Consider the following 21,053-nt stretch of genomic DNA (forward strand, 5'->3'; position numbering starts at 1 on the left):
AACCCGGCATCGAATCGTTTGCCGGGCTAATCATGCAGCCGGCGCATCTGCAACAGCGGCATGCGCCGGCGCACTTCCGCCAGTTTTTGCGCACTGAGATCCGCCACCAGTACCGCCTCGCCGTCGCTGGCCTCGGCCAGCACATCCCCCCACGGATCGATGATTGCCGAGTGGCCCCAGGTGCGCCGCTTGGGCGAATGTTCGCCGCCCTGGTTGGCGGCCACCACAAAGCAGCCGTTTTCGATCGCGCGTGCGCGCAGCAGTGTCAGCCAGTGATCGCGACCGGTCACATAGGTGAACGCCGCCGGCACGCAAAAAATCTCGGCACCGGCCATGGCCAGCTGGCGATAGAGTTCCGGAAAGCGCAGATCGAAGCAGATGCTCAGTCCGAGGTTGGCGCCAGCGGCCGCGACCATGCTGAGCGCGTCGCCGGGTTCGATACTGGCGGATTCACGATAGCGGCCGGCGGCATCGTCCACCTCCACATCGAACAGGTGAATCTTGTCGTAGCGCGCGCGCAGCGTTCCGCATGCGTCATACACCAGGCACGCGGAGCGGGTGCGCCCGCCACTCACCGGCGCCCCGTCGGCGCGTTCGGCCAGCGGTACCGCCCCGGCCACTATCCAGATGCCCAGCTCCGCCGCCCAGCGCGCCAGGGCGCTCTGGATCGGTTGCGCTTCGGCGTCGGGAGCGCCGTCGCCGGCATAGGCCTCGGCCGCTTCGGCGCTGCCGCGGCCGGACAGGTGGGCGAAGTCCTCCGGCAGCAGTGCCAGCTGCGCACCGCGCTCGGCCGCTTGTGCCAGCAGTTGGGCGGCGCGCGCCAGATTGGTGGCGACGCTGGTGCCGCTGACCATCTGCAGCGCCGCAACGCGAATATCTTTCACCTCGCCATCTCCGTGTTGCTCCGGTTTACCCGGGTGTGCGGTTACCCAGCATCAACCAGCTGTCCAGCGGCTGCTGCGCGGACTGTCGTTGAGTGCGTAGTGATAGCCGTAGGGGAGCATGGCTGCCGGGTTGGGCTTTGCCGCGCGGGGCCGGTTTGTCGCGGTCAGCTGGCCGGCACGGCAAAGATGGTAATGAAACCCAGCACCGCCGCCAGCAGCAGGAAGCACACCCGCTGGCGCCGCGATTCGCTGACGGTCAGCGCCACCAGGCACTGCAGCAGGTAGTAGAAGGCGAAGGCACGCGAGGCGAGGGCGACGATTTCCATGGTGTCGGCGAGCCACGCCAGCGCGATGGCGCCGGCGCCCACCAGCAGGGTACCGAACTTGATGCTGAGCTCGTGCTTGGTCACCTCTTCGAGATTACCGGTGCCGCCGAGCGTGTCGGCCACGGCGGCGGAGAACTGGCTCAGCGCGGCGGCGATCACCAGCGGTGTGACCAGCAGCGCGGAGGCCACCCCGGCGAGCTTGATCAGGCTGTTGTCGGTGTAGTGGCCGTCCAGGGTGTGCACCAGCGGCAGGGCGGCGAGGATAAACACCAGGTACACGGCGCTGGAGATCCACTGCGACAGCCACGAGGCGCGGATGCGCGTCGCCGCGGCAAATTCATCGCCGAGATAGCGGGTAGTTTCGAAGCCCTGCACCACGATCAGGGTGCCGGCGACGATAGTCAGCCGTTCCCACGGGCTGTGGGATTCGGGGCTGAAGAACGTCAGCCCCTGCGGCGATTGCCAGGCGTGCCAGTCGTACCAGATAAAGCCGACCAGCAGCGCGATGATAATCACCAGCGTCACCGCCAGTGCCCAGTTCTCCATCTTCGCCAGCCCTTCCAGACCGCGGGTCATGCCCACCAGTACGATGAAGATGGTCACCAGTGTGGTCAGCAGGCTCTCATTGAAGTTGTTGTCCAGGTTGAAGCTGCCGAGTACGAAGGCGGCAAGGATGTGCAGGTACAGGCACACGGAGATGATATAGGCGAGTACCAGCGCCAGATCGGAGCTGCGCTCCAGCGCCAGGGTCGATTCCTGCGGGTTGCCTTCGAGCGCCGGCTCGGCGTGGGCGATATTGAAACGGATCACATAGCCGACGCCGTAGGCCAGCGCGCACACCAGCGCCATCGCAAGCGGGGCGTAGACACCCACCGCGCCGGACAGGATCGGCACCATGACCAGGAAACCGCTGCCGAAGATGGAGGCCAGTGGCGTGCCGGTGGCGCGCACAAGCGCAGCGGGATTGCCGCCGCTGGCCAGCGTGGCCCGGCGCTTCACCGCGAGCCGCCGTGTACTGCTGTGGAAAAGGTCTGCCGCATTTATGCTGCTCCGCCGTTTTCTGCGCTGTTATCCGTACAACTGCCACTGTGCCTGTGGAGAAAGGCTTTGTTAACCGACTTTTTAAACCATAGATGAGCGGCTGGCCTGTGGGTAAGTTTAACCACAGCCATTGGTTTGGGGGAGGCTCCGGCAGTGCTTGTGGATAAAGTCGTCGTGAGCGGGCATAGCGTCCGCGCCGCCGCGCAGCAGCTGGCGCATTTCCGCGAGCATACTGCGCAGCCGCTCCGCCGGGCGCGTGTCGACGATGGGGTCGTGGCCGGCGGGCTCGATCCCCTGGCCCATCAGCACCGCCAGCCAGCTGGCGCGCTTGAACAGGTCCTCCTCGTGCTCGAACAGCCGCGCGCGGCTGCGGAACAGCGCCAGGCGGTGCGCCAGCGATGCGGGAATCGGCATTTCGCGGCAGTACTGCCACAGCGGTTCGCGGCGCGTGTTGGCGCAGTAGTGCAGCACGATAAAGTCGCGGATAAATTCATACTCGCGTGTGGTCTGCGCGTTGTACTCGTCGATCTCCGCCTGGGCGAGCTCGTTGCCCGGCATCAGCAGCAACAGTCGCGACACGGCGGTCTGCACCAGGTGGATGGCGGTGGATTCCAGCGGTTCCATAAAGCCCGCGGCGAGGCCGATGGCGACGCAGTTGCGGTGCCAGAACTTTTCCCGCCGGCCGGTTTTGAAGCGCAGCCGCTTCGGTTCGGCCAGCGCCGGGCCGTCGAGCTTGGAAAGCAGGGTGGCGACCGCTTCGTCTTCGGACAGATACCGGCTGCTGTACACCAGGCCGTTGCCGGTGCGGTGCTGCAGCGGAATACGCCACTGCCAGCCGCCGGCGTGCGCGGTGGACAGGGTGTAGGGCGGTGTGGGCCCGACGCTTTCGGACGGCACGGCCACGGCGCTGTCCGCCGGCAGGTAGTGGGACCAGTCCTCGTAGCCGATACCCAGTGCGCCGCCGAGCAGCAGGCCGGCGAAGCCGCTGCAGTCGATAAAGAAATCCCCTTCGATGGCGCGGCCGGACGCCAGCTGCAGTGCGCGGATATCGCCGGTATCTTTATGCAGGCTGACATCGGTAATCCGCCCTTCGACGCGCTCGACACCGCGCTGCTCGGCGTAGCGGCGCAGGAATTGCGCGTACAGGGTGGCGTCGAAATGGTAGGCGTAGCCGAGCGACGACAGGATCGAGCCGGGATCGCTGCTCGATGGCATAAAGCGGCCGCGCGCGGCCGCCAGCGCGCACAGGGAGTAGTCGGAAAGTTCGCCGCAGTCGCCCAGGCTGCGTGCGCGCAGCCAGTACTGGTGAAACGGGATGGAGTCGAACTCGCGCCCGTAGTGGCCGAACGGGTGGAAGTAGCGGCTGTGCGCGGCGCCCCAGCCGCGGAACTCGATGCCCAGTTTGAACGTGGCCTGGGTGGCGCGCACGAAATCGGTTTCGTCGATGCCGAGCATACGGTGGAAAGACTGGATCGTGGGGATGGTCGCCTCGCCGACGCCGACGGTGCCGATCGCCGCCGACTCCACCAGCGTGATCCGGTAGTGTTCATTGCCCAGCACCCGCGCCAGCGCCGCAGCCGCGGTCCAGCCGGCGGTGCCGCCACCGGCGATGACGATATTCTGGATTTTATTCTGTTGTTGCTCTGTCATGGCGTGCCGCCCGTGAAATTTTTCCGATCCTAAAAATATTGATCCGGCGGCAGTAGTCGCCGGATCAATGCGGCACACGGACGTGCCGCCGCCGAGCATCGCTCGGGCGAAGGTTCAACAGATCTGGGAGGATCTATTGAATCCCCAAAATAAAAAGGGGTCCAGCCGCAAGCGACTGGACCCAATGGGTCATAGGAGATGATGCCCAGATCCCAATGATGAGAGGGGACTCTTCTCAAGCCTGTCGGGAATCTCGCACTGTGCTATCCAGGTCGGTACGGGTGGCTCCTTCCGGGACCGTATGAGGCATGGCAGATTTTTTGCTCCTGCAAAATCTGCATTTCCGCCATCCATGGCGGTCAGCTGCCGATTACGAGCGTACAGGGACGTATTCACAGCGTGTCCCGGAAGGAGCCGCCCGTACCGGCCCCGCACTGAACGGGCCGCAGGTCGGCTCCCCACAGGCCTTGAGAATTAGAAGTGGTAACCGAAACGCAGGCCCGCTTCCCGGGACGGTGCCCAGGTGTAGGCGGTGTCGGTGCCACCGATAAAGATTTCCTGCTTGATGCCCTCGTTGGTCAGGTTCAGAGCGTAGAGCTCGGCAGACCAGGAATCGTCGGCGCTGGCGTAAGCCAGGCTCGCATCGAACTTGGCATAGGCCGGCTGGCGATCGAAATCCTTCTCGCCCGGATCGTCAGCACCGTAGGTGCCGGCGGGGCGGTCGCCGCGGTTTTCGTAGGTCAGGTAAGTGTCGTCCTGGTAGGTCATCGCGATGCGCGGCGTCAGCATGGCGCCGTTGCTCAGCTGGATATCGTGCTTGTAGGACACGGCCAGGGTGACGTCGGGCGCGTTGGGCAGGGTATTGCCGGAGAAATCCCACAGGTCGTTGGCACAGGTGGACGTGGTGCCGGCACCCTGGGCGCAGGCGTTCCAGTTCAGGCCGGCGGCGCTGTTGAAGTTGGTTTCCTGGCCGTCGTAGTCGTCGTAGGTGGCATCCAGTAAGGAGCCGGTAACGGTCAGTACGCCGTTGTCGGTTACCGCGTAGTTCATGGTGAACTCGAGTCCCTGGATGGTGGCGGAACCGGCATTGGTTTTGGTCAGGCGCGATTCCTGCGTGACCGGATCGATCACCGCGGAAGTCACCTGCATGTCGGTGTAGTCCATCAGGAACAGGTTGGCGTTCAGGGTCATGCGGTTGTCCAGCAGGCTGGATTTGATCCCCAGTTCCAGGCTGCTGTTTTCCTCCGGCTGCTGCACCAGTTTGCTGTTGCCAGCCACATCCGGGTGTTCGTTGGAGTTGCTCGGGCTGGCGTTCTGGCCATCCTGCAGTACGCCGGATTTCCACCCGGTGGCATAGGACAGGTAGCCCATCACCTCGTCATTCAGGTCTTTTTCCAGGCGCACCAGGTAAGTGGTGTTACCCCAGTCGTCCTTCATGTCGTTGACCTGGCGGTAGTAGCAGCCCTGGCCACCGTCGGCGACGATATCCGCCTGGTTGGCAAAGCCGATCTCGATCGGGCTGCCGTCGTGGGCGTAGGTGCAGTCGATACTGCGGCCGCCGCGGTCCTGGCGTTCGTCGTGGGTGTAGCGCAGGCCGAGGGTCGCGCGGAAGTCGTCGGTGATGTCGTAGGTGCCCTGGGCGTAGGCACTGGTGGAATCGGTGGTGCGCTCCGGCTGCTGGAAGGACGACAGCGTCGTGGCACTGTCCTGCGGGGTGAAGCCCCAGCTGCCGTGCAACATGTCGAAGCGGATATCGTTCTCTTCCTCGAACGCATAGACGCCGGCGGTCCAGCGGAAACGGTTGTCGTCGGCGTTGGTCAACTGCAGCTCGTGAGAGCTGGCGCTGTGGCCCGAGGCCACGGTGTGGCGGATATCGCCCTGGTACTGGTTGCCGTACAGCTGGCCCTGGGACATTTCGGTAAAGCCGCCGATATAGCTCAGGGTCAGGTCATCGGCAAAGGTGTAATCCAGGCGCGTGCGGATGGTGTTGGTTTCCAGGTCGATACTGCCCGGCGCGGTGGCATCGTTGACGCGATCCTCGAAGTCAGTGCTGGGCACGTCGCCGGTGCCCTGGTTGGCGAAGTACTCGTAGGACAGGAACCACTGCAGGTTATCGGTGGGGCGGTACATGGAGCTGGCGCGGAACGACGACAGATCGCGGGTGCCGTACTTGTCCCTGCCGGAGAACGGATTGCCCGCGGCAAAATCGGTCTCGCCGTCCTGCTGGTTGGTAACCCCGGCAAAGCGCAGTGCCCAGGTGTCGGTGACCGGCGTGTTGAGCATAAAGCGCACTTCGCGGTGATTGCGCTCACCCAGGGTCGCGCTGAGATCACCGGCGAATTCATCGGTCGGCTTGGCGGTGACCAGCGATACGGCGCCGGCGGTGGAGTTGCGGCCAAACAGGGTACCCTGCGGGCCGCGCAGCACTTCCACGCGCTCCATGTCGTACATCATCGCGGTCGCGCCCTGCGCGCGCGCGGAGAAAACGCCGTCGGTGTAGAAAGCTACACCGCCGTCGCCGGCTTCGGTCTGGTCGATGGTGCCCTGGCCGCGGATAAAGATCAGCGGCACACCGTGGTCGCCGTTGGAGCGGATCTGCAGGCTGGGCGCCATACCGCGCAGATCAAAAATATTGGTTACGTGATTTTCTTTCAGCACATTTTCGTCGAAGGCCGAAATGGCCAGCGGGGTATCCTGCAGATTGGTGGCGCGCTTGGTCGCGGTGACCGTGACTTCTTCCAGTTCTGCGGCGCAAACACTGCCGGCCTGCAGGGCCACGGCCGAGGCGATTACCGCAGCGAGTTTATTATTCCGGAACGCATTGTTCATTCTTCTCTCTCCGTTTTCTCCTTGAAGCGCGCGCATTGTTGTTATGCGGTATTTCTTGCACCTTTGCGCGCGCCCTTAGGACGGACAGGACTTTTGAATCGTCTCCCCCTTTTTCAAATATCAAAAAGTTTTGGAGGTTAATTGGTACGGAAAAGAAATGAAGGGGATATTGAGTTGGCTAGCGAAAGGTCAGCAGACGAAAAAATTACCGTAACTAAATGCGAAGGCCCTGCTACTGACGGCTGTTTGTGGGACCGTATGAGGCATGGATGCCGATTACGAGCCTCCAGGGATGGATGCACGGCGTGTCCCGCAAACAGCCGTCAGTAGCAGGGCCGCCAGCTAGTCATCTTGCGGAGCACAATGTGAGGGATAGTTGGTCGGAGGTTTGGAGTTTCGATCGGGGCGCCGGAGCCGGGTAAACCCTCCCGGGACACGGGCTAGGCGCCCCCCTTATAAATACGTCCCTGTACGCTCGTAATCGGCAGTCCGGCCGCTCCATGCATTCACGGCGCCTTCGGCCCATGCCTCATACGGTCCCGGGAGGGCTTACCCGGCCCCGGCTAGTGCCGGTCCGTGAGTGATGAGCTCCGACATGGGAGGGAATTCGGGTAGTGTTTACTCGCTATCACTCCGCGGCCAGATCACCACACGTTCGCCGCTCTCGCGGTAGACCTTGACCGGCAGTGACTGCTCCAGCATCGATACCACCGTATCGATCTGGTCCACAGAGAAGGATGTGGTCACGCGCAGGTCAGCCAGTTGCGGTACGCCGAGTACGATCTTGCCGCGGCGGTAGCGGTTGGCATCGGCCACCACTTCGGCCAAGCGCGCATCGCGGTACACCAGCTTGCCGCTGCGCCAGCTGGCCACCGCGTCGGCGTCCACCGGCAGCACGCCGCTGCTGCCCGCCGGCGTCATGCGCACCCGCTGACCGGCCAGCAGCCGCACCTTCGGTTCCGCGGAAGTCTGGGCCGCTGCGCCCTGGCTTTTGTGGGTCACATCGACAATGCCTTCCTCCACCGACACCTCCACACCGCCGGGCGCGCGGTGTACATCGAAGTGAGTGCCCACTACGCGCACGCTGGCGTCATCGGTGGCGACGTAGAAGGGCCGCTGTGGATTCTTCGCCACGGCGAAATAGGCCTGGCCTTTCAGCAGCGCCACATCGCGGCGCGCGGCACTGAAGTGGGTTTCGATCTGCGAATCGCCGGCCAGGGTTACGCGGCTGCCGTCTTGCAGGGTCACGGTGCGCACCTGGGCGATGCCGGTGCGGTAACTGGCGGGCGTGGGGCCATTGTCGCGCAGCGCGACAAAACCGATACCGACTACCAGCAGCAGGGCGGTGGCAAACACCGGTGCCGGCGCCAGCGCATTTCTGTACCAGTTGGCCAGGCTCGCGCGCCAGCCGCCGCCGGCCCGCAGGCGCGCGCCTTCCTCGCTGCCGGCGATTTCTTTCAGGCTGCGATCGATCTGTTGCAGCTGCCGGTAGCTGGCATTGTGCGCCGGCTCCTGCAGCCACTGCTCGAATTCGCGCTGCTCGTGCGCACTGAGGTCGCGCTCGCCGCGCAGCATAAACCAGTGTCGCGCGCGCTCGTCGACTAACTTGTGATTGCGCCCCTGCGCCATCTCAATCTCCACCATTGGCACGCAGCTCCGCCTGGCAGGCCGCCAGCGCCTTGGCCACGTGCTTTTTTACTACAGTTGCCGACAGGCCCTCGCGCCGCGCGATTTCCGCATAGGACAGGCCGTCGACACGATTCATCATCAGCAGTTTCCGCCGCTTGTGGGGCATCTTCCACAGAGTGCGGCTGATCAGCCCGAGCAGCTGGCGCCCGACGGCGATACGTTCGGGGCCGGCGCTGTCGATCTCGCGTTCCAGATCGCCTTCCAGCGACTGGGCAAAACTGCGCCGCACCTGGTTGCGCCGCATCAGATCGATGGACGCGTTGTTGACCGTGCGGTACAGGAAGGCGCGGACATTCTCCACCTCGCCGCTGTCGGCCAGCGGGGCGAAGCGCGCAAAGGCCGCCTGTACCACATCCTCGGCCTCCACCGTGGTGAGGCCGAACTTGCTGGTGGCGTAGCGGCACAGCTCCTGCTGGTACTCGCGATAGTAATCGCCGAGAGATCTGTCGTTATCGGCCGCCAACGGGCTCGCCCAGGCTTGCAACATGGAAGCTATTTCCCATTTTTCTCTCCGGGAAGCGGGCGCATTGTGTGCTCCCGGGGCTTCCCTCATCGCATGCGCGCCGCTGTATCGCGTCGCGCTTTTTATTCTCGTCCGCATGTGACGCGCGGGCGGTGGCAATCGTCCCCCTGTTTTTTAAAAAAAGAAAAACAGGCCCTAATCAAATTCTATCTGCAGGTGCACGCCGAGCGTGCGCGGCGGTGCCAGGTAGTACTCGGGCCGGGCCCGTTCCGGGGTCTGTACGTCGTAGCGCACCAGCGTGTCGGTGAGGTTCTCGCCGTAGAGTTCCAGCCACCAGTCGCGCCCCTGCGGCGCTATCTTGAGGCCGGCGTTCCACAGCCAGTAGGCCGGCTGGAAATCGATATGCTCGGCGGGGCCGTTGGGGTCATCGATCCACTCGCCGCTGCGGTCGTCGAGCAGGCGGCCGGGGCGGCGGCCGCGGTTGGCCTCGTCGAAATAGACCCGGCTGCTGTAGTGCGCACCCAGGTGGCCGGTCAGCCGGGCAACGCCGGCGATGGTGACACTGTGGCGGTAATCGAGGCCGAAGCTCAGCCTGGGTGCCTGTTTGAGCTGGTTGCCGCTGAAGTCCATCAGGTCGGGCGTGTCCGCGTCGTTGGCGCTGGGATTCCAGGTCTGGCCGTAGCGCGGAAAGTCGTTGTCGACGGCGAGGAAGCGGTCGTAACGGGCGTCCAGCAGCGACAGGAAGCCGGTCAGGTGGCCGTTGGCCCCGGGGGCCCAGTTGAGCTCCAGCTCCAGCCCGCTGATGGTGGCGGAGGCGGCGTTGGTACTGTGCACGCGCTCGAAACCGGCATCGTCGACGGTGACTCCGGACACCTGCAGGTCGCGGTAGCGGGTATCGAACAGGGCGCCGTTGACGGTCATGGCGCCGTCGAGAAAGCCGAGTTTGAAACCCAGCTCGAGATTGGCGCTGGTCTCCGGCTCCACATAGGCGCGGGTGTCCGGGTCGTCGCTGTTGTTGGCCGCCAGCAGATCGGCCAGCGCGGCGCGGTAGGCCGGGTCATCGGTACCGCTGTACACGCCACTGAGGCTGCCGCCGTCCTCGACGATGCCGGGTTTGAAGCCCTCGGCGTAGAGCAGGTACAGCAGCGCGTCGTCCGCCGGATGGTAGCTGAGGCGCGCCATGGGGGTGGTGCTGTGCCAGGAGCGGGACACGTCGTTGTAGTTACTGACAAAACACTGGCCCGGTGCGGCCGACTCGCGATCGGGCGCCACCACGCCCAGCGCGCCGCCGCGGTCGGAGTCGATCAGGTCGGGGCAGCCGATATTGCGCCCGCCGCGATCGTAGCGGCGGTCGCGCCCGCTGCGCGCCCCGGCGGACAGCTGCCACTCGTTGCTCAAATCGAAATCCACCTGCCCGTACACGGCGTCCAGGCGCGAGCCGCGATCCGGCTGCTGGAAGCTGTGCGACGGCGCGCCGCCCCAGCCGCTGCCGTCGCGGTTCTGGTGCTCCAGGTCGAAGCGGATAGCGTTGCGCTCGGCGAAGTGGAAGTAGGCCAGCAGCCAGCGCAGGCGCTGCTCGCCGTCGCTCTTCCACTGCAGCTCCTGCTGGCTGGAGCGGTGTCCGGCGGAGACGGTGCGGTTACTCTGGTGGTAGACCTGTGGATCGGTCTCGCTGCCGACGGCACCGCTGCGGTCGCCGTCCCAGTCCTGGCTGCGGCGCATGCGGCTGTAGCCGGCGATATAGGTCAGGCTGCTGCCGTCGGGCAGGGTCCACTGCAGGCGGCTGCGCAGGGTGTCCTCGGCCAGGTCGGTGGTGCCCGGCGTATCGATCAGTACCGGAGTGTCGTAGTCCACCAGCGGCAGGCTGCCGGCGCCGCGGTCCTCGAAACGCTCGTAGCTGCTCCACCAGGTGACGCTGTCGCTGGCGCGCCAGCTGGAACTCAGTCGGTAGCTGAGCAGGTCGGTGTTGTTATAGCGCGCGGCGGCCGGTGCGGCGATGGAACCGTGGGCATAGTCGCTGTAGCCGTCGGCGTTGTCCGCCGCGCCGGCCCAGCGCAGCGCCCAGGTGTCGGTCAGCGGCAGGTTCACCACGCCGTCGAGAGTGCGGCGGTTGTCGCTGCCGAGGGTAGCGCCGAGGCGGGAGTAGGCCGCGTCCGCGTCCGGCCGCGCGGTGTGGTAATTGATTACGCCGGCGGTCGAGTTGCGCCCGAACAGGGTGCCCTGCGGGCCGCGCAGGACCTCGACCCGATCGAGGTCGTAGAGCATCGCCGAGGCGCCTTGACTGCGGCTGCTATAGAGCCCGTCCACATGGCTGGCGAGGCCCGAATCGCCGGCCTCGGTGTAGTTGTCGGAGCCGATCCCGCGCAGGTACAGCATCGAGGCGGTGTGGTCGCCGTTGCGGGCGATCTCCAGGCTGGGTACCTGGCGTGCGAGTTTGAACAGGCTGTCGATATGGCGCTGCTGCAGCAGTTCGCCGCCGAGCGCGGTGACCGCCATTGGCGTGTCCTGCAGGTTGGTGGCACGCTTGCTCGCCACCACCACTACCTCGTCCAGCACCGGCCGCTCGCTGCGGGTATTTTGCGCGGGTGCCGCGGTTGCGGCCGGCGCGGACGGTGCCGCGACGATCACCAGGCCGCGGCCCTCGACGCGCCGGAAGGTGAGCCCGCTGCCCGCCAGCAGTTGCGCCAGGGCCGTCTCCACCGACATGGCGCCACGCAGTGGCGGCGCCGCTTGCGCCAGCGGCAGCTGTGGGGAAAACATCAGTGCCAGCCCGGACTGCCGCGACAGGTCCAGCAGGGCCTGATTCAGCGGTTGTGCGGGGATATCGAACCGCTGCACGCTTGCCGGGGTTATCGCCGGGTCCGCTTCCGTTGCCCGCGACAGCGCGCAGCCGGCGCACAAGCACGCCGCCAGCAGTAACGGAAAACCTGACCTTGCAGGGGTCGCGGACACGGACATGGTCTATCGCCGAAAGGCGCGGGGCGGGAGGAGTCAGCCGGTGTCGGGGCGGGCCGCCAGCGCGATGTCATTGTTTTGTAATCGCACAAAAATACATCAGCGGTGGCCCGCGGATCAACCGCGACACCGCATGCCGCCGCGCTGAGGCGATGACCAGACGCCGCGATATGGTCTGGAATTCCGCTATCCCTTGACTTTAGTTTCACGTGCAACTAACTTCGTTGCACCTGAAACTAATAAGTCCGCTGCCACACCACAATTGGCAGCACTGAGTTGGCAGAAACACGAGAGATAACGGAGGACCACATGGCCGATTTGTTTGAAAACCCGATGGGCCTCGACGGCTTCGAGTTCGTCGAGTTCACCGCGCCGGAGAAGGGCATCCTGGAAACCGTCTTCGAAGCCATGGGCTTCACCAAGGTGGCCCGCCACCGCACCAAAGACGTGGAGCTGTGGCGCCAGGGCGACATCAACTTCATTACCAACTACGAGCCGGGCAGCCACGCCGACTATTACGCCCGCGAGCACGGCCCGTCTGCCTGTGGCCTGGCGTTCCGCGTCAAGGACGCGACCCTGGCCTACAACCGCGCCATCGAGAAGGGCGCGCAGCCGGTGCACGTGGAAACCGGCCCGATGGAACTGCGCCTGCCGGCGATCAAGGGCATCGGTGGTGCCAACCTGTACCTGATCGACCGCTATAAGGAAGGCGAGACCATCTACGACATCGACTTCCACTGGCTGGAAGGCGTCGACAAGCATCCGCAAGGCTGCGGCTTCCACACCCTCGATCACCTGACCCACAACGTCTACCGCGGCCGCATGGACTACTGGGCCAAGTACTACGAAGACCTGTTCAACTTCCGCGAGATCCGCTACTTCGACATCAAGGGCGAGTACACCGGCCTGCTGTCCAAGGCGATGACCGCGCCGGACGGCAAGATCCGTATCCCGCTGAACGAAGAGGCGGCCGGTGGCGGCGGCCAGATCGAAGAGTTCCTGATGAAGTACAACGGCGAGGGTATCCAGCATATCGCCTTTGCCTGTGACGACCTGATCGCCTGCTGGGACCGCCTGAAGGCGCAGGGCATGGAGTTCATGACTCCGCCGCCGAACACCTACTACGACATGCTGGAAGAGCGCCTGCCCGGCCACGGCGAGCCGACTGCCGAGCTGAAGAAGCGCGGCCTGCTGCTGGACGGTACCACCGAGGGTGGCCAGCCGCGCCTGCTGCTGCAGATCTTCTCCGCCAATATGCTCGGCCCGGTGTTCTTCGAGTTCATCCAGCGCAAGGAAGACGAAGGCTTCGGCGAGGGCAACTTCAAGGCGCTGTTCGAATCCATCGAGCGCGACCAGCTGGAGCGTGGCGTGATCGGTGACAAGAAGGAGGCCTGATATGGCTATCCAACGCATTCACCACGTGGCCTACCGCTGCCGCGATGCCAAGGAGACCGTGGAGTTTTACCGCGATCTCCTCGGCATGGAGTTCCAGCTGGCCATCGCCGAAGACAAGGTGCCCTCCACCGGGGCACCGGATCCGTACATGCACGTGTTCCTCGACGCCGGCCAGGGCAATGTGCTGGCCTTTTTCGAGCTGCCCAATTCCCCGGACATGGGCCGCGACGAAAACACCCCGCAGTGGGTGCAGCACATCGCGCTGGAAGTGGAGAGCATGGACGAGCTGCTGGCGGCCAAGGACAAGCTGGAAGCCAACGGCATCGACGTGCTGGGTCCGACCAACCACACGATTTTCAAATCCATCTACTTCTTCGACCCCAACGGCCACCGTATCGAGCTGGCCGCCAACACCGCCCAGCCCGGCATGCATACCGAGCTCAAGCGCGTGGCGGAGGATATGCTGGAGGAGTGGTCGCGCACCAAGAAGGCGCCGCGCCATGCCGCCTGGATGCACGGCGAAGAAGAGTTTGTACCCACTGCTGAAGGAGAGGCACCGTGAAGTTAGCCAGTCTCAAATCCGGTCGCGACGGCCAGCTGGTCGTGGTCAGCAACGACCTGACCCGCATGGCCTCCGCCGCCTCCGTGGCGCCCACGCTGCAGGCCGCCCTGGACAACTGGGACCAGGTGGAGAGCATCCTCGAGGAACTGCACCACCAGCTCGAGCACAACGAGATCGACAGCCAGCCGTTCGACCAGGGCGCCTGCGCCTCACCGCTGCCGCGCGCCTACCAATGGGCCGACGGCAGCGCCTACGTCAATCACGTGGAGCTGGTGCGCAAGGCGCGCGGTGCGGAAATGCCGGAGAGCTTCTGGACCGACCCGCTGATGTACCAGGGCGGCTCCGATTCCTTCCTCGCCCCGCGCGAGCCGGTCAAGATGCCGCAGAGCGACGGCTTCGGTATCGACTTCGAAGCGGAGATCGCCGTGGTCACCGATGACGTGCCGATGGGGGTGTCTGCGGACGATGCGCTCAAGCACATCAAGCTGGTGATGCTGGTCAACGACGTGTCCCTGCGCGGCCTGATCCCGGGTGAACTGGGCAAGGGCTTCGGTTTCTTCCAGTCCAAGCCGTCCAGCGCCTTCTCGCCGGTGTGCGTCACCCCGGCGCAGCTGGGTGACAACTGGAAACACGGCAAGCTGCACCTGCCGCTGGTGTCACACCTGAACGGCGACAAGTTCGGCGAGCCGAATGCCGGCATCGACATGACCTTCCACTTCGGCCAGCTGATCGCCCACGCCGCCAAGACCCGCCCGCTGGGCGCCGGCACCGTGATCGGCTCCGGCACCGTGTCGAACAAACTCGACGGCGGCCCGGGCAAGCCGGTGAAAGAGGGTGGTGTCGGCTACAGCTGTATCGCCGAGATCCGCATGATCGAAACCATCGAAAACGGCAAGCCGCGCACCGGCTTTATGCAGTTCGGTGACAAGATCGTCATCGAGATGCTGGACGCCAACGGCCAGTCCATTTTCGGGCGTATCGAGCAGGTGGTGGAGCAGGCTTAACGCCTTTTCCGCGCCGAAGAAAAAGGCCACCCGATTGGGTGGCCTTTTTTGTTTTAGTCTGTTGTTTTCGCGCAACAACGTGATGCGCTAAATCAGATCCCGATGGCCCGTGAGTTGATCATTTTACTGACCTCGTCTACCTGAAGCTCCATGCTCTTCTGGCTGGGTGGGTACTTCTTGAAGGATTGCACAAACTCGGCAATCTTGGGTCCGGCCAGGCCCAGGATCCAGCTGCGGTTTTCCGCCCATTCATCATAACCGCGTGAGTTGATAAAGCGCTCGAACGGGTCGAGTTTCAGGTTGATGATGTACGGCGTGGTCATGGAGAGTTGCGGCGCCCGGAACCAGTGGTCCTGTTTGATAAACAGGAGTTTCCAGTCGCCGTAGCGCATTCCCTGAAAAGTTGCCTCGGTGAAGTAGAAAAACTCCTTGCGCTTCGATTTTCCATTATTCAAAAGCAGGTCGCTCTGGTCATAGCCGTCGAGGTGCACTTTGAATTTCCGGCCATTGATATTCTTGCCGGTCAGTAACTCCTGCTTGATATTCTTGTCGCCCAGCCACGACATGATGGTCGGCACCCAGTCTTCCATGGTCATGAATTCCCCGGTATAGGTGCCGGCGGGAATGTGCTTGGGCCATTTGACCAGCATGGGTACACGGAATGCGCCCTCCCAGCCGCCGACCCCTTTCTCACCGTGGAACGGCTGGTTGCCGCCGTCGGGCCAGGAGTTGGATGCGGCACCGTTGTCGGTGGAGAACATGACGATGGTGTTGTCCGCTACACCGAGTTTGTCGAGCAGGTCGAGCAGTTCGCCGACATCGTCATCCAGCTCCATCATGCCGTCGGCATAGAGCCCGTAACCGCTTTTACCCTGGTACTCTTTACTGAGATTGGTGCGGTAGTGCATGCGCGTGGTGTTGTGCCAGACGAAAAACGGCTTGCCGGCCTTGACCGCGTTGGTGATGAAACGCTTCGATTGCTGCAGCACATCTTCATCCAGGTGGCGCTGTCGCTCGCGACCCCAGGGACCGAGGTCCTCGACTTTCTGCTTGCCATTCGGCTCCGCCCAGGAGTGGATGACGCCGCGGAGTTTCAGGCCGAGCTTCTCCTGTACTGCTTCGCTTTTCGGGAAATCGTATTCCTCCGGGTACTCGCCGGCATTCAGGTGATAGAGGATGCCGTAAAACTCATCGAACCCGTGGACGGTTGGCAAGTGTTCATTCCGGTCGCCGAGGTGGTTTTTGCCCAACTGACCGGTGCATAGCCGTAGTCCTTCAGCATCTGTGCCAGCGTCGGATCCTTGGCCTGGAGGCCCTCTTTTGCCCCGGGAAGACCCACGGTGCTGAGGCCCGTGCGAATTGGGTACTGCCCGGTGATAAATGCCGCGCGGCCCGCGGTGCAGGAGGCCTGCCCATAGTGGTCCATAAAGATCATGCCGTCTTTGGCAATACGATCGATATTCGGCGTGCTGCCGCCCATCATGCCGCGGTGGTAAGCGCTGATATTCCACATGCCCACATCGTCGCCCCAGATGATGAGTATGTTGGGCTTTTTCGTGGGCGTGGCGGCATCGCATTCAATCGCAAAGCCCAGCAATGCCAGGATGGCGGTGATTGTCAGTAAGAAATTTTTCACTGCTACAACTCCATTACAAATTATTCCTTGAGGTCTTGATGGTCGCGCAAGTTAGCAATTGCGCCGTTTGAACAGGGTGACAGGGCCCAGCCGGCATGGCGGCAGGTCCATGCCGGCATTCCGTTGAACACATTGGAAAAATAAAATATTTATGCCCAGTGACTCAGAACTGGTAGACGAACTTGAGCCAGTAGTAGTCGCCTTCGGTGGTGTTCTTGGTATCCAGCTGCGGCAGCCAGCGGAATTCAAATACCAGGTTCTCGTGGCCCTTGGGCAGCATGTATCCGAGCACCGGGCCGATACCTGAAGAGCGCTGGCGGAACTCTTTGACAAACAGGCGCCGGTTGTCGTCGTCGCTGATCTGGTTCAGGTAGAACGCATTGAGGCCGAGCGTGAAGAAACCACTGCCGGCCTTTATCATCTGCTGGATACTGCCGTCGAGGTGGAAGAGGGTACCGCTCTGGTAGTCGGTATCCGGGTTTTCCCAGTTGTAGGTCAGCCCGCCGAACAGGGTGGCATTAAAGCCTGATTGCTGACAGCTGTAGGCGGCGCCGAAGGTGGGATCCACGGCCCAGTAATTGAGGCCCGGATTGGCCAGCCGGCCGGTTTTGTACTCGCCGGTGGGCGCGTGAACCGGCAGCAGGAAATTGTACTGCCAGTTACCCTTCTGCCAGGCGAGCATCGTCGGGATCAGCGTGGTGTCGCCGAGGCCGCTCTGCGAATCCCGGCGGCCGAAATTGCCGCGCGGGGTCTCGATTTTACCGGTTACATCCACCGACACCCAGGAGAGGTAGGCACCGGCAGTATACTTGGCGCCGAGCACCGGTTTGTCGAACGTATACAGGGCGCCGGCGGTCACCGCGTCGAGGTTGACGTCGATACCCGCGGCGACAACGCCGGCAATCGGCACATCCACATTTGCGCCGAAATCGCCGCTGTAATTGAGATACATCGGCTCCACCACCCAGCCCGCCTGTGTCGGCGCGCGGTCGATCAGCGTTGCGGTGGTGCCCGGCACGTAATAGCCGATGCCGCCCTCGGTCGCACCGGCAGTCGAAGCCACAGCCAGCAAGGCACTGGCAAGAAGTCGTGTGAGAATACTGCCGTCCGGTGCATCAAAGGCGGTACTTTTTACGCTCAAACCGGTGTCTCCTGTTTGTGCTGCGCGCTTGGCCGTGCGTGACGCTGGGCGCGCCGCGGGTTTTTCTGTGCTGACTCCTGTCACTGCTGCAGCATCAGGCGCTTGGCCTCGGCTTCGAGGTTTTTGTAGGGTTCACCCTTGAGCGTTACCGCCACGGCCTGGATTTTTCCACCTGTAAATTTGCCCGGTGATTTGTACAGCGAGCTGACCGCGTCACCGCTGTCGTAACCGACACAGAGGCCGTCGCCGGACAGGGTGAACTTGGCCGGCTGGGTACGCATCTTGCCGGAAGCCACGACTTTATCGTCGATATACAGCTTGGTGTCGCCGAGCGTCTCGCCCTTGTCACCGGTGCCGGTTTTATTGAACTCAACCCCGAAGGTGTACTTGCCGGGCTTCAGCGTAGTATCCGACTTGAATACCTGTTCGGGCTGGATGCCGAGGAAGTTGTAGACGTAATACAGGCGGCCATCCATCAAGAACAGCGAGTGGCCGCCAAAGCGCGAGCCGTGGGCGAAGATCACGCCGGAGGCTTTCGGGTCCTTGATTTCCACATTGGCGAGAATCTTGTAGGAGCGCCCGCGGATATTCGCCGCGACACTCTCCGGCACACAGGCGGTGTCCGGATAGTATTTGTAAGTATCCCGCGGCGGCTCTTCGCTGGGGCGCTCGACAGTCAACAGTTCCGCAGGACTGCGGTCGTCCAGTGGCAGCACGTTGTTTTTCTTCGCCTCTTCGAACCAGGTATCAACCAGCTCTTTGAGTTTTTCCGGGTTTTCCTTCGCCAGGTCGTGGGACTCGGAGCGGTCTTCCTTGAGGTTATACAGTTCCCACTTGTCCTGGTCGAAATGATCCTTCGCGGTCGACGGTGCGTGCAGGGCCGACGCCTTCCAGCCGTCTTTCCAGATGCCGCGCGTACCTAGCATCGAGTAGTACTGCACGTGTTTTTTGGTTGGGTCGTCCGGTGCGGCATCGAAGGTGTAAGCCATGGAAATACCGGACACCGGATACTGCTTCACACCGTGGTTGAAGTCCGGCATCTCGGCGCCGACGATTTCCAGGATGGTCGGCACTATATCCACCGAGTGGTGGTACTGGTTGCGCAGCTCGCCGCGCGCCTTGATGCCCTTGGGCCAGGAGATGATTAGCGGGTCGGCGGTGCCGCCGGCATACTGCGAATAGCGCTTGAACATCTTGAACGGCGCGGAGAAGGCCGCGGCCCAGCCGGTGGGGTAGTGGTTATAGGTTTCCGGGCCACCCAGCACGTCGAGGTACTTCATATTCTCGGCGAGGTCGTCCGGGTAGTTGTTGAAGAACTTGTTCTCGTTGACCGAGCCGTTGGGCGAGCCCTCACCGGAGGCACCGTTGTCGGCGGCGTAGATGATCATCGTGTTTTCATACTGACCGGTCTTTTTCAGGTAGTCGATGATGCGCCCGATCTGCGCGTCGGTATATTCGGAGAAGCCGGCGTAGACTTCGGCCATGCGCGAGAACAGGCGCTTCTCTTCATCGTTGAGCGAGTCCCACGGGCGCACATAGTCTCCCGGGTTCGCCACGTCCTTGGGCAGCGGGTTGACTGCTGTGTTGACCGTGCCCTCCGGCAATACGCCCTTGTCGATCATGCGCTGGGTCACCCATTTGCGGTAGGCATCGTAGCCGTCGTCGAACTTGCCCTTGTACTTGTCGGCCCACTCCTTCGGTACCTGGTGCGGGGCATGGTTGGCGCCGGGGTTGAACCACAGGTACCAGGGCTTGGACGGGTTGGTGGCCTGCTGGTTGCGCAGCATCTGGATGGCCTGATCGGCCAGATCCTTGGACAGGTGATAGCCCTCCTCAGGGCTGTAGGGCTGCTCGATAAAGTGATTGTCGGACACCAGGTCCGGGAACCACTGGTTCGTCTCGCCGCCGATAAAGCCGTAGAAGCGGTCGAAGCCCATCTGCGTGGGCCATTGCTTGCGGCTCGCGCCCGGCGCCACATCAGTCTCCGGCACATTGTGGTCCTTGCCGAGCCAGAAGGTGCTGTAACCGTTGTCGCGCAGCACTTCGGCGATGGTGGTCACCTGCGGCGGGAAGCGCCCACTGGAACCGGGGAAGCCGGTCGCCCCTTCGGTGATTGACGCCATACCGTTCAGGTGGTGGTTGCGCCCGGTCAGCAGGGTGGAGCGGGTCGGCGAGCACAGCGCGGCGGTGTGCCACTGGGTGTAGGTGAGGCCATCGGCGGCAATGCTGTCCAGCGTCGGCATATTGATGCGCCCGCCGTAGGGCGACCAGGCGCCGAGGCCGGTGTCGTCGTAGAGGATAAACAGGAAATTGGGCGCGCCCTCTCTGGCGCGCTTGGGGGTAAACGGCGCCCAGTCGGGGGTGGAGTTACGGACATCCAGTTCAATCTTGCCGTTGAATTGCGGGGTACCGGCCACCGCTTCACCGCTTTCCACCTCTTGCACCTCGCGCGCCTCTGGCGTCGCCGCCGCATTTTGCTCCGCACTTGCGCCGGGCTGTGAGGTGTCTGTGGCGGTTTCTGTGGAAGTGTCGGAATGATTTTCAGCGCGCTCTGTCTTGGTTCCGCAGGCGCTGGCGAGCGCGATAAACAGCGCCAGCAGCAGCCTGATCCAGAGGCGGGTGGTGCGAAAGCTTTCCATGCTAAATCCTGTGCATTGCTTTTTACCTGAAATCAGCCTAGTGCAGATTGCGGGTAAGTCAGCGTTCTGGCGCGGGATTCGGGTGGGGACGGCGCCATCGATGGAATTTTTGGACGTAAATCAAAAAAGCCGAGTCGCGGGCTTCGCAATTTCACGAATATGAACGGGGCTTTTTTGCGTGATCCTGTTCTCGGGCCGGTGTGCTTCTAGCCGTATTTCGACGGGGACAAACTGATGATCGAGAACAGCGAGGCAATGGCAAAGATGACTGTGGCAATGGCCCAGGTGTGGGTCTGCTTCCTGAATACGACGACCAGCAGGTAGAGGCCGATCACCGGGTCCTCGATATTGGGGGATTCCGCCCAGTGCGCGCCATATAACAGCACATTGGTGCAATAGCTGGTCAGGAAATACAGCGCCAGCACCACCAGTGCCCAGCGGCCGTCGGCGCGAAACTGTTCCAGCGCATTGGCGGATTCGTCCCCGGATCGCGGCACCACCAGGCTGCCGGCCACAAACAGCAGTATGGCCAGAAACAGCAGCGCCACGAATTCCAGCTGGTGCCACGACTTCTGCAATATCTTCAATTCAAAGATCGACCACAGGAACTGTAGCTGCCAGGCAAATACCACCGCCGCCCAGGTCAGCGGGATCCAGTGCAGGCGGTAGCTCTGCCGGCTGCGGAAGGCATCCACCACGTCGCTGAGCAGCTGCGTGATACCAATGCCCAGAATCAGCATGATGACCGCAATGATGTAGTCGAAGACTTGCACGTTGGCGGATATGACCGGTTGGAGAATTTCTCGGTCAGTAAGTATATGTCGCGCCCTGCGCCGCCG

Annotated in this window: 15 protein-coding genes; 3 read left to right on the top strand and 12 right to left on the bottom strand. The window is 63.0% G+C overall.

The features are described from left to right. Nucleotides 1–26: 26 nt before the first annotated feature. The 7 genes from ABDK11_RS00615 to ABDK11_RS00645 all read right to left on the bottom strand — a co-directional run bounded on the left by ABDK11_RS00615 (nt 27) and on the right by ABDK11_RS00645 (nt 11,840). Nucleotides 27–884, bottom strand: a complete 858-nt coding sequence (locus ABDK11_RS00615) for a carbon-nitrogen hydrolase family protein (protein WP_346838387.1) — start codon at nt 882–884, stop codon at nt 27–29. 164 nt (nt 885–1,048) lie between these two features. After that, the gene (locus tag ABDK11_RS00620; protein WP_346838388.1) at nt 1,049–2,209 is read right to left on the bottom strand and encodes a hypothetical protein; all 1,161 of its coding nucleotides are present in this window, start codon (nt 2,207–2,209) and stop codon (nt 1,049–1,051) included. A 159-nt stretch (nt 2,210–2,368) separates the two neighbouring features. Beyond that, nucleotides 2,369–3,901 (bottom strand): tryptophan halogenase family protein, encoded by a 1,533-nt coding sequence (locus ABDK11_RS00625; protein WP_346838389.1) that lies wholly within the window; start codon nt 3,899–3,901, stop codon nt 2,369–2,371. Nucleotides 3,902–4,375: 474 nt separating this feature from the next. Beyond that, a complete protein-coding gene (locus ABDK11_RS00630) occupies nt 4,376–6,730 on the bottom strand; it encodes a TonB-dependent receptor (RefSeq protein ID WP_346838390.1) in 2,355 nt (784 codons plus the stop codon). 618 nt (nt 6,731–7,348) lie between these two features. Further along, a complete protein-coding gene (locus tag ABDK11_RS00635; protein ID WP_346838391.1) occupies nt 7,349–8,374 on the bottom strand; it encodes a FecR family protein in 1,026 nt (341 codons plus the stop codon). Then, nucleotides 8,361–8,906 carry a sigma-70 family RNA polymerase sigma factor gene (locus ABDK11_RS00640; protein WP_346838392.1) on the bottom strand — a complete coding sequence of 182 codons (546 nt, stop codon included), beginning with the start codon at nt 8,904–8,906 and terminating at the stop codon, nt 8,361–8,363. The genes ABDK11_RS00635 and ABDK11_RS00640 overlap by 14 nt, the downstream gene beginning before the upstream one ends. A gap of 171 nt (nt 8,907–9,077) precedes the next feature. Continuing rightward, nucleotides 9,078–11,840 (bottom strand): TonB-dependent receptor, encoded by a 2,763-nt coding sequence (locus ABDK11_RS00645; RefSeq protein WP_346838393.1) that lies wholly within the window; start codon nt 11,838–11,840, stop codon nt 9,078–9,080. A gap of 306 nt (nt 11,841–12,146) precedes the next feature. Between ABDK11_RS00645 and hppD the strand changes: the two genes are divergently transcribed. The 3 genes from hppD to ABDK11_RS00660 are packed head-to-tail and all read left to right on the top strand — an operon-like array spanning nt 12,147 to nt 14,798. Beyond that, nucleotides 12,147–13,232: a 4-hydroxyphenylpyruvate dioxygenase gene (gene hppD, locus ABDK11_RS00650; RefSeq protein WP_346838394.1), complete on the top strand. Its 1,086-nt coding sequence runs from the start codon at nt 12,147–12,149 to the stop codon at nt 13,230–13,232. Between the two features lies 1 nt (nt 13,233). After that, on the top strand, nt 13,234–13,794 hold the full coding sequence (locus ABDK11_RS00655; protein ID WP_346838395.1) for a VOC family protein: 561 nt from the start codon (nt 13,234–13,236) through the stop codon (nt 13,792–13,794). Continuing rightward, a complete protein-coding gene (locus ABDK11_RS00660; protein ID WP_346838396.1) occupies nt 13,791–14,798 on the top strand; it encodes a fumarylacetoacetate hydrolase family protein in 1,008 nt (335 codons plus the stop codon). Before ABDK11_RS00655 ends, ABDK11_RS00660 begins: the two co-directional genes overlap by 4 nt. A gap of 92 nt (nt 14,799–14,890) precedes the next feature. Here the strand turns inward: ABDK11_RS00660 and ABDK11_RS00665 are convergent, their stop codons facing one another. The 5 genes from ABDK11_RS00665 to ABDK11_RS00685 all read right to left on the bottom strand — a co-directional run bounded on the left by ABDK11_RS00665 (nt 14,891) and on the right by ABDK11_RS00685 (nt 20,987). Then, nucleotides 14,891–16,012, bottom strand: coding sequence for a sulfatase-like hydrolase/transferase (locus ABDK11_RS00665; protein WP_346838397.1), 1,122 nt, complete (start codon nt 16,010–16,012; stop codon nt 14,891–14,893). Continuing rightward, the gene (locus ABDK11_RS00670; protein WP_346838398.1) at nt 15,961–16,434 is read right to left on the bottom strand and encodes a sulfatase-like hydrolase/transferase; all 474 of its coding nucleotides are present in this window, start codon (nt 16,432–16,434) and stop codon (nt 15,961–15,963) included. Before ABDK11_RS00670 ends, ABDK11_RS00665 begins: the two co-directional genes overlap by 52 nt. Before the next feature lie 163 nt (nt 16,435–16,597). Continuing rightward, the gene (locus tag ABDK11_RS00675; protein ID WP_346838399.1) at nt 16,598–17,575 is read right to left on the bottom strand and encodes a transporter; all 978 of its coding nucleotides are present in this window, start codon (nt 17,573–17,575) and stop codon (nt 16,598–16,600) included. Between the two features lie 80 nt (nt 17,576–17,655). Next, nucleotides 17,656–20,214, bottom strand: coding sequence for an arylsulfatase (locus ABDK11_RS00680; protein WP_346838400.1), 2,559 nt, complete (start codon nt 20,212–20,214; stop codon nt 17,656–17,658). 206 nt (nt 20,215–20,420) lie between these two features. Then, on the bottom strand, nt 20,421–20,987 hold the full coding sequence (locus ABDK11_RS00685) for a hypothetical protein (protein WP_346838401.1): 567 nt from the start codon (nt 20,985–20,987) through the stop codon (nt 20,421–20,423). Between the last annotated feature and the right edge of the window lie 66 nt (nt 20,988–21,053).

The sequence above is a fragment of the Microbulbifer sp. SAOS-129_SWC genome, assembly GCF_039696035.1.
Classification (GTDB): domain Bacteria; phylum Pseudomonadota; class Gammaproteobacteria; order Pseudomonadales; family Cellvibrionaceae; genus Microbulbifer.